Below are 16,170 nucleotides of genomic sequence, written 5' to 3'. Positions count from 1 at the left end.
CCCCAGAAACCTATGTATCTTTGAGATACCGGATTTCTCGCCTTTTACAAATGATTTGGGATTGCTATATATTTTGAATACATTCAAATATGTTTCTCTTGAAGCCTTTTCCTACTTTTTATATGAAATTTATTTTGAAAATACAGTAAGTAACCTACTTTTCCTACTGGACAAAAATGCAGTTTCTATGGTTTAAATAAAGATATAGAGAGTTCAAATGGGGATAATAGCGGTTCAGCCGTGAGCGCGAGTATATCTTGCTTACGGCTTTTATTTTTGGAATTTTTATTTATTAAATAAAATTTATGTAGGAGAGCTTTTGCAATTTTTTTTTTTGTGCAAGAATGTCTCTTATGAAAAATGACGATCGCTCACTAAAAGCACTACCGAATTTATTCGTATGTCTGTTTGTATTTCTAGGTTACTGGTAATACAAGATACAAAAAAAGAGTTCAATAAACTATTTCAAAAAGATTGTTTTAGAACACCAGGGGAATGCGGCAATGATGAGTAGCACCTACGACCAGGGCTTAATAGCGCTATCTATAGCGATCGCAGTACTGGCATCTTACACGGCTTTAGACCTAGCAGGGCGAGTGACGGCTACGGAGAAAAGGGTCAGGTTGGCTTGGTTGATTGGTGGTAGCATCACGATGGGGCTTGGTATCTGGTCGATGCACTTTGTTGCTATGCTTGCTTTTCATTTGCCAGTACCGATTGCCTATGATGTGGGAACGGTGATTTTCTCAACACTGCCTGTGATAGTAGCTTCAGGAGGAGCGCTATTCCTTGCCAGTCGCCAATTTTTGAGTTGGCGGCGCTTGTTGTTTGGGGGTGTGTTAATGGGTCTGGGGATTGCTGCCATGCACTATATTGGGATGGCGGCAATGCGGATAGAGGCGCATATTCATTACAATCCCGTGCTGTTTTTACTGTCAGTGGGGATTGCGATCGCAGCAGCGATCGCCGCTTTGTGGATTGCTTTTCACAAGCGGATGCAAACGAGCCGCACGGAAAGGTCATCGCGGATATTAAGTGCGCTGGTGATGGGGAGTGCGATCGCTGGTACGCATTATACAGGGATGGCAGCTGCTTCTTTCCAGCCAACTCAGGTTGTGGGTTCGGTGTTGGCAAGTCAGGCAAATTCCTCTTTAACCCTGCTAGCGGCTGGTATTGGGGTGTCTACCCTGATTATTTTGGGATTTACGCTGCTGACATCTTTTATCGACCGACGGATGTCAGCGCAAGCTATACTGTTGAGACAGCAAGAAGCGGAAGTTTTGCGGGCGCAGCAATTTACAGAAATGACTCTCCGCATTCGCCGTTCTTTAAAGTTGGATGATGTTCTGAACACGGCTGTGAATGAAGTGCAGCAAGCTTTGGATGCAGACCGAGTTATTATTTACAAGTTTAATCCTGACTGGAGTGGGACGATTATTGCTGAGGCGGTAGCGTCAAATTGGAATCATCTTGTAGGGTATACGGTGAATGATTCTTTTTGGGAACGTTATCTTGAAACTCACAACGGTGGTCGAGTTTGGGTAACTAACAACATTTACGATGTTGGTTTTGCTCAAACTCATCTGGAGATTCTAGAACGCTTTCAGATTAAGGCTTATATGGCTGCGCCTATTTTGATTAACAATCAGCTTCATGGCTTGCTGTTTTGTCATCAGTGCTGCAGTTTTCGGGTTTGGCAAAAGACGGAGGTTGAGTTATTCCGCCAATTGGCAATTCAGGTGGGGATTGCTTTAGAACAGGCAAATCTGTTGCACGAATTGCAGCAAGCACAGGAAGTTTTACGGTTGCGTGATCGCGCTATTGCTGCAGCTAGCAATGGTATTGCAATAACAGATCCGCGTCAGGCAAATAACCCCATTATCTTTTGCAATGCGGCATTTGAAACAATAACTGGCTACTCACAAGAAGAAGCACTGGGGCAAAACTGGTGTTTCTTGCAAGGACTGGAGACAGATCCTGCAACGGTTAAAGAGATACAGGATGCTGTTAGGGAAGAGCGTGATTGCCAGGTTGCGATTAAGAATTATCGTAAAGATGGGACTCCTTTTTGGAATCAGTTGACGATTTCACCAGTACGGGATGCTTCGGAAAAGGTCATTAATTTTATCGGCATACTATCGGATATTACGGAGAAAATGCAGACACAAGAAATGTTGCGGCACAGTAAGGAAACGTTGCAACAGCAAGTGCTGGCATTGCTCAATGATGTGCAGGAAGTCTCCAAGGGTAACCTGACTGTGTGTGCGGAAATTTCTATGGGTGAAATTGGGGTTGTGGCTGATTTTTTCAATGCCATTATTAAAAATTTGCGGCACATTGTGGCTCAGGTAAAGCACACCGCCGAACAGGTAAATGTTTACGTTGGGGAAAACTCAGAGGCAATGCGTTTGTTGGCTGATGATGCCCTCAAACAAGCGGAGGAAATTACCAACACTTTACAGTCCCTCGATGCAATGGTGCTTTCAATTCAAGCTGTAGCAGATAGCGCCCACCAAGCCGCTATCATGGCTCGCACCGCATCCACAACTGCTGAATTTGGGAAGACTTCCATGGATCTGACGGTTAATAGCATTATGAATCTGCGTTTAACCATGGCAGAAGCGGCTAGGAAGGTGAATCGTTTGGGTGAAACTTCCCAAGAGATTTACAAAGTGGTGGCTTTGATTAAGCAAATTGCTGTGCAGACTAATATTATTGCAATAAATACCAGTATTGAAGCAGCAAAGGCAGGTGAGGAAGGTCGGGCTTTTGGTGTGGTGGCAGAAGAAGTGAGTCTATTAGCAGCCCAGTCGGCACAAGCAACTCAAGAAATTGAGCAAATTGTGGATAATATCCAGTTAGAAACCACGGAAGTGGTGAAAGCTGTGGAAGAGGGAATGATACAGGTGGTGGAAGGTACGGATTTGGTGAGAGATGCTAAGATGCAGCTTGGGGAAATTTTAGATGTGTCTCGCCAGATTGATGAGTTGGTGCAGTTAATTTCTGATGCAACGGTGTCGCAAGCGCAAACTTCACAACTTGTGGCATCGTTGATGAAGCAGATTGCTAATGATTCTTTCCATACGAGTGAATTCTCTCGCTTGGTTTCTAGTTCGTTGGAGCAAACTGTGGATGTGGCTCGGCAATTGCAGGATTCGGTTGCAGTGTTTAAGACTTCTGAGAAGAAGGAAAGTGCGATTGGTGACCCTAGGGCTGTGGAGGTGATGGATACTCGTAGGTATACTGTTGGGGATTCTGTGGTGATTCAGAATGGCAATGGGAAGTTTTCTGTGAAGTTGTAAGTTTTGCCCTCACCCCCAACCCCCTCTCCCACGGGCGAGGGGGCTAAATTGTTTATTATGGGGATACAACGCCCCATCAAAACTATGTACGCCGTAATTTCGAGCGAAAAAATTCAGCTACCCTCCGGAACGTTGGTGCGAATGCCCGGTTCTTGGCAACTGTATCGTACCCTTTGCGATAGTCGAGGCAATTCTTCTATTCCACGTATTAAGTACCGCACTGGAGAAATTTTACTCATGTCTCCACTGCCCAAACATGGACGTGAAGCTAATATTTTGGCAGATGTTGTGAATCTCAGTACTGTAGGGTGGATACCGCCAACCGTTCCATATTTACCCAAAACTCTATAACAGAGCGATCGCTCCCAAGCTTGATAGATAGAATAGTAGAAACTCCCTCATGACCAGAGTTTATTTAGATACAAGTATTTATAATCGTCCTTTTGATGACCAGACACAGCCAAAGATATTTTTGGAGACACAAGCAGTTATTTTAATTTTACAAATGATTGAGGGCAAATCAATTGAATTAGTGAGTTCTTCAGTTTTAGAGTATGAAAATAGCCGAAACCCATTTCCTCTTAAACAACAAGCAATGCAGCAATACTTACAAATGGCTACTGTCAGACAACAAGCAGATGAAACGATTAAACAAAGAGCTAAACAACTTGAACAACAAGGATTGAAAGCAATTGATGCTCTTCATGTTGCCTGCGCGGAAGCTTCTGGGACTAATTATCTTATCACCTCTGATAAAAGATTAATCAATCGCTGCCAAAAATTAACTTTTCGAGTCATAAATCCAACCAATTTTATTTTAGAGGTAGAAGATGACTATCAAGGTACATGACGAACAGCAGATCTTACAAGAAGCTATGCAAGTGTTAATGACACATTTAGAACCATCAAAAGTCTTGCGCTTCTGGGCTGCTTGTAAGCTGAGTGAGGGCGATTATCTCAAATTGAAAGAGCAACTTTTTGCCGATGAAACTGTCGATAGTTTGTATGAAAAAATTAAAAAATATGAAGAGCAAGGTTAATATTGCTATTTTATCATCAAAACTATGTACGCCGTAATTTCGAGCGAAAAAATTCAGCTACCCTCCGGAACGTTGGTGCGAATGCCCGGTTCCTGGCAACTGTATCGTACCCTTTGCGATAGTCGAGGCGATTCCTCTATTCCACGTATTAAGTACCGCACTGGAGAAATTTTACTCATGTCACCACTGCCCAAACATGGACGTGAGGCTAATATTTTGGCAGATGTTGTTAAAGTTTTACTTGATGCCCAAAACCGCAATTACGAAGCATTTACTCCTATTACAATGCAATTGCCTTCTGAAAGTGGCATTGAGCCAGATTATTGCTTTTATATCGATAATTGGCAAGCAGTGGTGGGACGAGATAGATTGGACTGGGACACTGACCCATCACCCGATTTAGCAATTGAAATTGATGTCACTTCATATACCGATTTCAACGATTATACCCCTTATCGTATCCCAGAGGTTTGGCTATTCAAACGCGATCGATTGTCAATTTATGGTTTGCAGGAAAATGAATACCAACTGCAACCAACCAGCCGCTACTTCCCTAATGTGGATTTAAGAACTCTTATCACTCAATGCTTAAAAGCAGCAAGCGATCGCGGCACAGGTGTAGCTATCCGTGAATTACGCAGTTCTTTGGCATCAGATGAGGAAGAAAATGGCTAGATTGTTTGTTTATATTCGATCCATCCAGTAGTTAGGTTTTTGTTGAAGATGCATGAAGGCAAGTACCAAAACTCGTTCATTCACCACTTGGTAGACAATTCCATAAGGGAAGCCTACTAATCGGCAACGTCTTGTATTCTTTGATAACTTAGACCAAGCTTCTGGAAATTTAACAATTCGCTCTAAACTTTGTTCAACTTCGTTTAATAAGGTATCACCTAATTCGGTATTGATATTGTCATAATAAGCAACCGCATTCTCTAACTCACGTTTAGCCTCAGGATGAAAGTCATATGCCATAATTATTTCTTTTGTCTCGATCTTAGTTCGTGCAAAATTTGCGCTCCTGCTACTGGAGTTACAACACCTTGTTCAATTTCTTGAACTCTCTTTTCTACCTCTTCTGCCCAAAGCTCATCCAATTCCATCTGCTTGTCTGCATCCAAGCTTTTAAGCAAATGTTCAGCTAGCATTGCTCTTAGTCCTGGTGGCAAAGCAAGGGCTGCACCAAAGATGTCGTCATAAGTTGCATTAACCATACTTCACTTTCCTAAAGTTTTGAAATCGTTTATCATAATATTCTATTTTTTGTCGTACTATAGCAATCCCGTGTAATTTGTGGAATACACTTGACATCTTCCCTGTGGCTTTAGTTTAGGGAGGATTCAACATCTGTAGCCATGCTCCTTGCCCCATTGTATCCACACCGTTGCCATTTGCTTTAAATTACCGCGTTGTTCAGGCGGAACGGGATTCGCACCTGTGATTGATTGTAATGCCCAAAACCAATGGTCAGGTTCATTTTCAAGTTCGCGCAAAATTAGCGGAACCACAGGGTGTCCCATGCCAATAATTCGTTGGTAAGCTGGGTGCATGACCATTTTGGTCACTAAAGAAATCATCCCTGTCTCCCGTCGCCATTGTTCTGCTAGTTGTATAAATGTTTCCTCTAAATCGGATGTTTCTATTAGAGGATAACAGTATGATGAGTTTTGCCTGTCAATTCTATAAATTGTTTCCATAACACTGACATCTCCCATGAAGCGGTAACAGCTATCTCATTATAGAAAACTTTGAATTTGCACAAAAGGGCGGGCGAGGACGCCCACCCCACGAGAATTAGGTTTACTAAGGCTGTGCTAGTTATGGAATTATCGGCTTAGCAAACCCTGAGGGGACAACCTTCCCACAAAATAATTAGTCATTAGTAATTCGTAATTATTGGCTTCAATTACGAATTATTTGGTCACTGGTTACTGGTTACTGCTTACTGGCTCAGCGCTTGCTGCTTGATAAGACTTCTCCAGACGCATGATTTGCTTGGCTTGGATGGATAGGGAATTGGCATCTAGCCAGTTGGCAATTAAGGCGTCGGTGGAAAATAGACCTGCACCATTGATGGTGAGGAAGAGAAAGCAAGTTGCATAAATTAAAGACAGTTCTAGGTAGGAAATGTTTAAGCCAGCAACTAGAATGTGATGGTATATAGCAACACACATGGTTGAGAACAAACCCAGTGATGCTACACGGGTAAACAAACCAATGGCGACTAATGGTGCGCCTAGGAGTTCGGTGAATGCTGCTAGGTAGCTGAAAAACAGGGGAAAGGGTAAACCAATGACCTCGACGTAGGCTTGGGAGAAGCTTTCGATGTTACCTAGTTTGTCTAACCCGTTGTGGATCATGATGATGCCAACGACGACTCTCAGAATCGCCCAAGCTGTTTGAGAAGCAACACTGGGATTGAAGTTGGGTTTGAAGATGTCGGTCAGAAGGGCAGTGGTTTTCATGTTTGCAATGTTAATGATGAGCGATTTTATGAGGACATATTAAAAAAATTAACAAAAACATAAAGAAATGTAAATGAGTAGTTGTGACCGATGTAGCGATCGCACTTAGGGCAACAGTATTTGAAGCGTCAATACAGTAATCTTCTTAAGTTTTTTAGGCTATGATTTTCTCAAGAAGATCCTGGGGTAAAATATAAGGAAAAGTAAGTGACTGAATCTAGTAGTAATGTAATTAACCGCGTTATGGATGCGATCGCTGCCAGTCGTGAGGTGACAGACCGTCAACTTAGTGCGTTGGTTGCGACAGTAGAGCAAACTACTCAGAATGTTGACCGTATGGGTCAGAATGTTGACCGTGCTTTAGAAGGGATGCAGCAGACTACAGACCGAATTGAACGTCAAGTTAACGATGCCGTGTTGGGGATGCGGCAGTCTGCTGACCGGATTGAGATCCAGGTTGGATTAATGTCCGAGCATCTCACTGCGATCGATATCAAAATCGAGCGGTTGGGTGACAAAATTGATAGACTGGCTGACCGCATTAGTGAACTTACTAGCGCCGTGAATGGTCATCTAGAAGTAGCTAAGCAGCAAGCACTTAATATTGGTGAACTTACCAAACTCGTTGTGACTCAAACCAACACGGTTGCCACGCTTATTAGTAGAACTAGTTGAGTGCAACAACTTTTGAGATCTTTTTTATGCTTACAGTGAAGTGCCTAATAGAATCTTGGGATGTTGAATCAACGAGATATGCAATATATTTTTTGCATCAAGAAGCATAACTTCAGTCTATCTCATTATTATGAGCTTTCCTCTGTCCCTCGGGTTGACAGGCTTACGGGATGTGCGGAATGATAAAGTGGCTTCAGGAGGTGGCGCTCGCCTGAATACGTCAAGTCCCTTTAATATTAAAGTACGCCGATCGCAAGCAAAATTTATGACAATAAAATCATTTTTGAAGAAAACTTTCTTACAATTTGGCATCTATAACAGTTTTAGATACTCTACATTTTATTATTGGTTACTGAAGTACAAGAACCCTGCTTATATTAAGGCACTCAATAATGACTTAGCTTTCTATAGAGATGCTTTGGGCACAAATCTTGATACGGTGTTCGATATCGGAGCTAATCATGGTGACAAAACCTGGGTCTTTAAGCAGCTTGCAAACAGAGTTGTTTGTATTGAACCGGATAGGAATTGTTTTGCGGCCCTAAGTACTCGGTATTGCCGAGACAAAAGTGTAAGTTTAGAGAACGGGTAGAGTTAGTGGTAAATTTGCCATTTTAACCTATTTTAAGATTAGTGTCTCATATTGTTATAGTAAACATTAAAAAATCGTGTGCTTGAGAGAAATCCATACATACAAATTTTTTCTAAAATTAAATATCTTCGTAATTTTTTTGATAACTAATCAGGTTAATACTTAAGTAGCTAATCCTTACTTTATAAAGATTTTATCTTATAAAAAACTTTTTATCTGAAATCAAGTAATTTAAATATATTCATTTTTTTATATGAAGCAAAGATTTAAATTTCTTCGGTCGAATTTCAGCATTTTCCTCAAGGTAACCGATAGTAGAGATCGGGCAATATAGTTTAAGTAAGAGGTATTTATAAGTTTTTTTAGTAAAAACCTGCTTAGAAGTAACCAATATCTCCAAAAGAGTTAGGTAAGGAATTTCTGGTTCTTTACTCTTTTTTGACCAATATATAAACAAATTTTTCAAGGAATATCCACGTTAAAGTTATGAATACTAAAGCTACAAGTGTTCTTTTTATAGACTCATCAGTAAAAAATTACGAACTCTTGTTGAAGGGAGTAGCACCAGAAATTGAGGTAGTTGTTCTTGACTCCAAACAGAATGGGGTAGAACAAATCACGCAGGTTTTACTGCAATGCCGTGGAATTGAAAATGTTCATATCGTTTCGCATGGTTCTCCTGGTACGCTTTACTTGGGCAACACTCAGTTGAGTCTCGGTACGTTAGAACACTATACCGAACAATTAAAAGCTTGGTTTTCCCAATCCTCCAATTCTCCCCAATTGCCTAATCTCTTCCTCTACGGCTGTAATGTTGGTGCAAGCAATGATGGACAAAATTTTCTTAAGCGATTGCATTCTTTGACTGGTGCTAACATTGCTGCTTCTAATGACTTGACTGGCAGCAGCATTCTTGGGGGAGACTGGGAACTGGAAGTTAAAGTTGGTGAAATTAATACTTCTGTGGCACTGTCCTCTACTGCTTCAGAAATTGGGCTATTAAATACTAACATTATTAATGGTACATCTGCAAACGATACGCTAACTGGTAGTGCAGCAGCAGATGAGATTAACGGTTATGAAGGAAACGATTCCCTGTATGGGCGGGGTGGAAATGATATTCTAAACGGTGGTAGTGGTGCTGACACTATATTTGGTGGTGCAGGAGACGATACCATTGATGGTGGCGATGGTATTGATATGCTGAATGAAACGGCAGATGTCAACTTCACCCTAACGAATACTCAACTGATTGGTTTAGGAAGCGACACTCTTAGAAACATTGAACAAGCAAGGCTAGCTGGTGGTAATGGTGATAACACTCTAGATGCATCAGAGTTCACTTTAGGTAGCGTCTCGCTGTTCGGCGGTGCTGGTAATGATACGCTTAAAGGTGGTGCAAGTCATGACAACCTCTCTGGCGGTACGGATAATGATATTATTCAAGGAGGTGCTGGTAATGATAATTTGTCCGGTAATGGGGGCGACGATACCATTGATGGTGGTGACGGTATAGATGTATTAAGAGAAACAGCAGATGTTAATTTCACCCTCACTAACACTCAACTTGTTGGGTTAGGAAGTGATACTTTTATCAATATTGAACAGGCAATATTGGCTGGTGGTAATGGTAATAACACTTTAGATGCATCAGCGTTCACTTTAGGCCGTGTCTGGCTTTATGGCGGTGCAGGTAACGATACCCTCATTGGTAGCGCAAAAAAAGATATTTTATCTGGTGGTGCTGGAAATGATTACTTGTCTGGTGGTGCGGGTGATGACAATTTTGATGGTGGTGATGGCATTGATACGCTAAGTGAAACAGCCGATGTCAACTTTATCCTAAAAAATACTCAACTCACTGGTATTGGACCAGATACCCTTAGCAACATTGAACAGGTGGTGTTAAACGGTGGTAACAGCAACAACACCATAGATGCCTCAGCGTTTACTTTGGGTCGTGTCTGGCTTTCTGGTGGAGGAGGCAACGATGTCATAAAAGGCAGTGCAGGTGATGACACTCTTGATGGTGGTGATGGCATTGACACTGTCAGTGAAACAGCAGATGTTAACTTTACCCTGACAAATACCCAACTGATTGGTATTAGTGCGGATACCCTCAGCAATATTGAACAGGTAACGCTGGTAGGTGGTAATAGTGACAATATCATCAATGCATCAACATTCACTTTGGGCAACGTTTCACTTTCTGGCGGTGCAGGTAATGACACTGTATCTGGCGGTGCAGGTAATGACACTGTATCCGGTGGTGCAGGCAATGACACTGTATCTGGTGGTATGGGGAATGATACTATTGATGGTGGCGATGGTATTGATTTGCTAAGTGAAACAGCAAATGTGAATTTCATTCTTACCAATTCTCAATTAACTGGCACTGGAAATGATACCCTCAGTAGTATCGAACAAGCAAAGCTGGCTGGTGGTAACGGTGATAACACTATAGATGCATCTGCTTTCACTTTAGGAACTGTCTCGCTTTTTGGTGGTGCAGGAAACGATGTCATTAAAGGTGGTACAAGCCATGACAGCATTTCTGGCGGTTCTGGGAACGATACCATCAACGGCAATGCTGGTCATGACAACATTTCTGGTGATGGTGGAGATAATGTTATTGACGGTGGTTATGGCATTGATACGTTAAGAGAAACGGCAGATGTTAACTTCACTCTGACAAATACCGAACTTATAGGTCTTGGGAAAGATATCTTCACCAACATCGAACAAGTCATGTTGTCTGGTGGGAACGGCGACAACACTTTAGATGCATCAACGTTCTCTTTAGGGACAGTCTGGCTTTATGGTGTTGCCGGAAATGATACTCTTAAGGGCAGTATTAAGAACGATAATTTATCTGGTGGTACGGGTAACGATATTATCGATGGTGGAAAAGGCTTTGATACGTTAAGTGAATCAGGAGATGTCAACTTTACCCTCACAAATACCCAATTAACAGGTCTTGGAAGCGATGTTCTTAACAGTATTGAACAAGTAAGGTTAACTGGCGGTATCAGCAACAATACTATAGACGCATCCGCTTTTACCTTAGGTAGTGTTTCGCTTTTTGGTGATGCAGGTAACGATATACTGAAAGGCAGTTTGGGAAATGACACTTTGTCTGGCGGTGCAGGCAATGACATTATTGAGGGTGGCAATGGTACTGATACTGTCAGCGATGCGGCAGATACTAACTTTAGCCTTACAAATACTCAACTCATAGGCGCTGGTATCGATACCTTAAATAGTATTGAACAAGCATCACTAACTGGTGGTGTGAGTGACAATATTCTGGATGCCTCAGCATTTACTTTGGGGGGTGTTTTCCTCTTTGGTGCTGCAGGTAACGATACCCTTAAAGGAACTTCTAGCAATGACACTCTATCTGGTGGTGCTGGTAATGATATTATCGAGGGGGGTATTGGTACTGACACAGTAAGTGATGCAGCAGATGTTAATTTTACTCTCACAAACTCCCAACTTATAGGTGCTGGCATTGATACTCTTGTCAGTATTGAACAGGCATCACTTACGGGTGGTATCAGTAATAATACTCTAGATGCATCAGCATTCACTCTCGGTAGTGTTACGCTTTCTGGCGGTGAAGGAAACGATACTCTTATCGCTTGTGCGAGCAATGATACTTTGTCTGGTGGTGGCGGTGATGATAACATTAACGGTGGTAGTGGCACAGATACGTTGAGCGAATCGGGAGACCTTGACTTCACTCTCACAAACACTCAACTGACTGGTCTTGGAAACGATACTTTTAGCAATATTGAACAAGCAAAGCTAACTGGCGGTATCAGTAATAACACTATAAATGCATCAGCCTTTTCTTTGGGTAATGTCTCGCTGTTTGGTGGTGAAGGAAATGATATCCTGATTGGTGGAACGCTTAATGACACTCTATCCGGTGGTGAGGGTAATGATACTATTGATGGTGGCACTGGTAATGATACGTTAAGTGAATCAGCAGATGTTAACTTTACTCTCACCAACACTCAGCTGGTTGGTCTTGGAAACGATACTTTTAGCAACATTGAACAAGTCACGCTAACTGGCGGTACTGACAATAACGTCTTAGACGCATCAGCATTCACTTTGACAAGTGTCACACTTTCCGGTGGTGCTGGTAATGATATTCTGAACGGTGGTGCTGGTAATGATATTCTGAACGGTGGCGCTGGTAATGATGTTCTGAACGGTGGCGCTGGTAATGATACTTTCAATAGTAGTGCAGGCAACGATACTATTGACGGTGACAGTGGCAAGGACTTGTTAAATGAATCAGCAAATGTTAATTTTACCCTCACGAACACTCAACTGGTTGGTCTTGGAAACCATAGTATTAGCAACATTGAACAAGTAAAACTCACTGGTGGTATTGGTGACAATACGATAAATGCGTCGGCATTCACTTTAGGTGATGTCACACTTGTAGGTGGTGATGGAAAAGATATTCTCACTGGTGGTGCAAGCCATGACTTCCTTTACGGTCAAAATGGCAATGACACCCTTAAAGGCGATGCTGGCAATGATACCTTGTCTGGTGGTGTGGGTGATGATTTGCTCAATGGTGGTGCGGGCTTTGACAAATTATACGGTGACGCAGGTGCAGATACCTTTGTTCTCGTCTCTGGTAATGGAACTGATAATATCTATAGCTTTGAGGATAGTGTTGATAAACTTGGCTTATCTGGTGCTTTAACTTACGGGGCTTTGACTATTACTTACAGTGGCGGTAATACTTCTATTCGCGTTACTTCTACTAATGAAGTTTTAGCAACTTTAATTAGCATCAATTCTAGCTTGATTAATGAGAATGATTTTACCTCTGTAAGTGGTTAATAACTAAAAAAAGTTAGGTAATAACTTTCAGTTGTAAATTTGGCATTTTTGATCGTAAAGACGCGAGCAACCGCGTCTTTATACGTTTCAAAGTCATTTATTTAACCGCCGAGGCGCAGAGTACACAGAGGTAAGAGGTGAGAGGGCTATTAATTTCCTGAAGTTTTCACCCACCTTGACAGGGCTAGCATTGCCCACCCTGCCTAAAGTTCAAAAATCAAATAGGAGTCCTATAGTAGAAATACGTTTATGGTGAGCGATCGCATACTTGCTGTTTTGTTACCAGATACGTTCTCATGCCTTGTCTTCTCAAATTGTCAACTGTAATTATCCTGATAAAACTGCAAAGTCTTAAAAATATCAGTAGAAATTTTCCGTAATTCTGCTATTAGAATTCCCAGAGATGGCTTTTATACTTTAAGGAGTTTTTATTAAGCACAACTAATTTAACGTTATCAAACTAGACAAAAGCCTAAAAATGAATTTAATAGGTTATTTCAGCAATCGGGCTTTAATTCAGTGGGGGTGTATTTTACTGTTCAACAATCACATAGAGTAAAAACTGCTTCACATACAACAATACCATGGAAGATTACCTACAAATTTGGTTTATTCTAAGACGTAGATGGCTACCAGCATCTATTGTGTTTTTTGCCGTATTACTATTAAGTGTCGTGAAAACGATGCAGGAAACACCTATTTATCAGACAACTGGTCAACTTTTGTTTAAAAAGAATACGACCTCTTCCCTGACAGGCGTAGGAAGCCAACTAGGGCAGTTAGAAACTTCTGTGCGTGGTAATCCTTTGGAAAACGAAGCTGCAATTTTGCGCTCTTTCCCCTTAGCTGAAAGAACTATCGCTGCTTTAAAACTACCTTATAACGCTCAGGTTTTGGTAAAAGAGTTACAAGTTTCTAATATCAAAGGAACTGACATCTTGGATTTGTCTTATATAAGCACAGATCCGAAGAAGGCTGCACTAGTTGTCAATACTTTAATGAACATTTATCTAGAAAATGACATCAATGCCAATCGTGCTCAAACTAGATCTGCTAGAGACTTTATTGCAGAACAATTGCCTTTAAGAAAAGCAGCATTACAAGCATCTGAAGAAAATTTACAAAAATTTAAACAACGTAACAGAGTCTTAGATCTCAAAGCAGAAGCTGCCTCCAGTGTGGCAATTCTGAGTGAATTAGATAAACAAGTTGCTAGTACTCGGTCTGAATTTGCGGCTCAAACTGCTCGTAAGCAATCAATTCAAAGTATGTTTGGTGTGAGTTCCCAAGAAGCTGTTATTGCGGGTTTTGTAGGAGAGTCTCCAACAACTATTTCTGTTCTCGGACAGTTACAAGAGGCTCAACAAAAGCTTGAAGTTGCAAGGCTCCGCTTAACTGATGCTCACCCAACGGTGATGAACTTAAAAGAACAAGTCAAAATTCTTAATAAAGAACTCAAACGACGGATAGAACAAAGTTTTATTGGTAAAGCAGGTCGTTTTAATCAAACCAAAGATCCAGAGAAAATTGTGCAGTTAAGAACTTTGGGTTTACAGCAAGGTCTTCTTAACAACTATGCAAATGCTGAAGCTGAACGGTTGAGTTTGCAAGTGAGACTCAAAGCTTTGGGTGGAGTTATCAACTCTTACAGACAAAGAGCTAATACTTTACCTCAACTTGAATTAGAACAGCGACAGTTAGAACGTGAAATAGCTGCTACTGAAACAAGTTATAAAAACTTGTTAGATAGGTATCAGGAACTTCAGGTAGCAGAAAATCAACAAGTTGGTAATGCTCGAATTATTACACCAGCAGTCGTTCCAGGACAGCCAATTAAAAGCCGCCAGTACATAAACTTGCTGCAAGGTTTGATTGGTGGAATGCTCTTGGGTAGCGCTGCTGCTTGGTTGTTGGAGAAAGTTGACGGTACTGTCAAAACTTCTAAATCGGCTAGAGGCTTGTTAGGAAGTTATCCCGTACTAGCTATTATTCCTCCCTTTCCACATCGCAATCTTATTCACTCTGTTCCAGAAGTCATTGTCAGAAACAATCCAGATTCGCCTGTCAGTGAATCTTTTCAGATGCTTCAAACTAATCTGAGATTTTTTAATTCAGATAGACCCGTCAAAGTCATAGTGGTAACAAGTTCTGTACCTAAAGAAGGGAAATCTACTGTCGCTGTGAATTTGGCTGTTGCTATGTCTCAGCTAGGGCGTAAAGTCTTACTGATAGATGGGGATTTACGCCATCCAAGCCAACATAAGATCTGGGAAATTCCAAATGAACGTGGTTTGAGCAGTCTTCTCACAAGTGAATCTTATTTAGAGGATTCTATCACTGAAGTTCAGCCCAATTTACAAGTGCTGACTGCGGGTGTTGCAACTCGCAATCCAGTTGCATTGCTTGATTCCAGCCAAATGGCTGTATTAGTAGCGCAAGTCGCACAAAACTATGATTTTGTGATTATCGATACTCCACCGTTAACTGTGGCTGCTGATGCAACTATTTTAGGTAAGATATCCAATGGCATCTTGTTTGTTGTTCGACCAGGAGTAGCTGATTCTGCCAATATCGAGCTGTCTAAAGAACTGCTGGAAAAAGCTGGTCAGCACGTTTTAGGTGTGGCTATTAATGCCACCCAAAATCAAACTGCTACGTATGGTGTGAGTGCAGCTAGGGTGTAATGCTAAGGCTGAGCAAGCTACAGTTAGTAGTGGCACATTAGTAAAATTAGTAGGTCAGCCGAGGAAAGTTGGCAAAGGAAAACGTTACGAATGTAAGTTTCAAGGAGAAGTATTATGAGTCTTGAGCTACCCGTTATCCCAAAACCAGGAGAAGTATTTTTAGCTATAAACTTAAGTGTTGTTGAAAATATGACTGTGGCTGAAACTTTAAATTTGTTGGAACAAATGGGTTATAGCCCGCAATTACGCTATCGCCAAGCTCAAGATGGTAACAGTAACGTTTCACTATATGCTCTTCTTAAGCACGAGCACGTAGAGCCAGAGATGCTGATAAACTTAGATTATCTTGGGGATGAATTGGACGCACTTGCAGAAGTTATTCAACCAGCAGATGCTATTACGTCGCCCCGTGGGCTTTCTCCTGCTAAAAAACCAGTAATAGCATAAATACGTTTTACCTCTTAGAGAGAAACCTGGTTTTTACTGAAATCTTAAATCCTGTATAAACAATCTTAGGCGATCGCTAATTCACATACAGCAGTCCTA

The 16,170-nt window shown here is 41.4% G+C and carries 13 protein-coding genes; 9 read left to right on the top strand and 4 right to left on the bottom strand.

The genetic code is table 11. The annotated features are described in order from the left end of the window. Window positions 1-503: 503 nt before the first annotated feature. Genes WA1_RS45250 through WA1_RS45230 form a run of 5 tightly spaced genes read left to right on the top strand, consistent with a single transcriptional unit; the run spans window position 504 to window position 5,017 of the window. The gene (locus WA1_RS45250) at window positions 504-3,302 is read left to right on the top strand and encodes an MHYT domain-containing protein (RefSeq protein ID WP_148662898.1); all 2,799 of its coding nucleotides are present in this window, start codon (window positions 504-506) and stop codon (window positions 3,300-3,302) included. A gap of 57 nt (window positions 3,303-3,359) precedes the next feature. Next, complete coding sequence (locus tag WA1_RS45245; protein WP_017744137.1) at window positions 3,360-3,653, top strand: hypothetical protein; 294 nt, start codon at window positions 3,360-3,362, stop codon at window positions 3,651-3,653. Window positions 3,654-3,702: 49 nt separating this feature from the next. Next, complete coding sequence (locus WA1_RS45240) at window positions 3,703-4,152, top strand: type II toxin-antitoxin system VapC family toxin (protein WP_017744136.1); 450 nt, start codon at window positions 3,703-3,705, stop codon at window positions 4,150-4,152. After that, the gene (locus WA1_RS45235) at window positions 4,133-4,342 is read left to right on the top strand and encodes a hypothetical protein (protein WP_017744135.1); all 210 of its coding nucleotides are present in this window, start codon (window positions 4,133-4,135) and stop codon (window positions 4,340-4,342) included. Before WA1_RS45240 ends, WA1_RS45235 begins: the two co-directional genes overlap by 20 nt. A gap of 24 nt (window positions 4,343-4,366) precedes the next feature. Beyond that, window positions 4,367-5,017, top strand: a complete 651-nt coding sequence (locus WA1_RS45230; RefSeq protein WP_017744134.1) for a Uma2 family endonuclease — start codon at window positions 4,367-4,369, stop codon at window positions 5,015-5,017. A 9-nt stretch (window positions 5,018-5,026) separates the two neighbouring features. On the opposite strand, the gene WA1_RS45225 is transcribed toward WA1_RS45230, so the two are convergent. The 4 genes from WA1_RS45225 to WA1_RS45210 form a co-directional block, all read right to left on the bottom strand. Further along, the gene (locus WA1_RS45225) at window positions 5,027-5,317 is read right to left on the bottom strand and encodes a type II toxin-antitoxin system RelE/ParE family toxin (RefSeq protein ID WP_017744133.1); all 291 of its coding nucleotides are present in this window, start codon (window positions 5,315-5,317) and stop codon (window positions 5,027-5,029) included. A gap of 2 nt (window positions 5,318-5,319) precedes the next feature. Continuing rightward, window positions 5,320-5,556 carry an addiction module protein gene (locus WA1_RS45220; protein ID WP_017744132.1) on the bottom strand — a complete coding sequence of 79 codons (237 nt, stop codon included), beginning with the start codon at window positions 5,554-5,556 and terminating at the stop codon, window positions 5,320-5,322. 126 nt (window positions 5,557-5,682) lie between these two features. Beyond that, window positions 5,683-6,039, bottom strand: a complete 357-nt coding sequence (locus WA1_RS45215) for a hypothetical protein (protein WP_201789167.1) — start codon at window positions 6,037-6,039, stop codon at window positions 5,683-5,685. 231 nt (window positions 6,040-6,270) lie between these two features. Next, the gene (locus WA1_RS45210) at window positions 6,271-6,807 is read right to left on the bottom strand and encodes a DoxX family protein (protein WP_017744130.1); all 537 of its coding nucleotides are present in this window, start codon (window positions 6,805-6,807) and stop codon (window positions 6,271-6,273) included. Between the two features lie 207 nt (window positions 6,808-7,014). Here WA1_RS45210 and WA1_RS45205 point away from each other — a divergent pair, with 207 nt between their 5' ends. The 4 genes from WA1_RS45205 (at window position 7,015) to WA1_RS45185 (ending at window position 16,071) form a co-directional block, all read left to right on the top strand. Then, window positions 7,015-7,482, top strand: coding sequence for a hypothetical protein (locus tag WA1_RS45205; RefSeq protein WP_017744129.1), 468 nt, complete (start codon window positions 7,015-7,017; stop codon window positions 7,480-7,482). A gap of 1,078 nt (window positions 7,483-8,560) precedes the next feature. Further along, window positions 8,561-12,940, top strand: a complete 4,380-nt coding sequence (locus tag WA1_RS45195) for a DUF4347 domain-containing protein (RefSeq protein ID WP_017744127.1) — start codon at window positions 8,561-8,563, stop codon at window positions 12,938-12,940. A gap of 584 nt (window positions 12,941-13,524) precedes the next feature. Beyond that, entirely contained in the window at window positions 13,525-15,624 is a 2,100-nt protein-coding gene (locus tag WA1_RS45190) for a GumC family protein (RefSeq protein WP_017744126.1), read from the top strand. 114 nt (window positions 15,625-15,738) lie between these two features. Continuing rightward, complete coding sequence (locus WA1_RS45185) at window positions 15,739-16,071, top strand: hypothetical protein (protein ID WP_017744125.1); 333 nt, start codon at window positions 15,739-15,741, stop codon at window positions 16,069-16,071. The last annotated feature ends 99 nt before the right edge of the window (window positions 16,072-16,170 follow it).

This window comes from Scytonema hofmannii PCC 7110 (assembly GCF_000346485.2).
Lineage (GTDB): Bacteria > Cyanobacteriota > Cyanobacteriia > Cyanobacteriales > Nostocaceae > Scytonema > Scytonema hofmannii.
The sequence above is the reverse complement of the archived record's forward strand: the minus strand, read 5'-3'. Positions and strand labels throughout refer to the sequence as shown.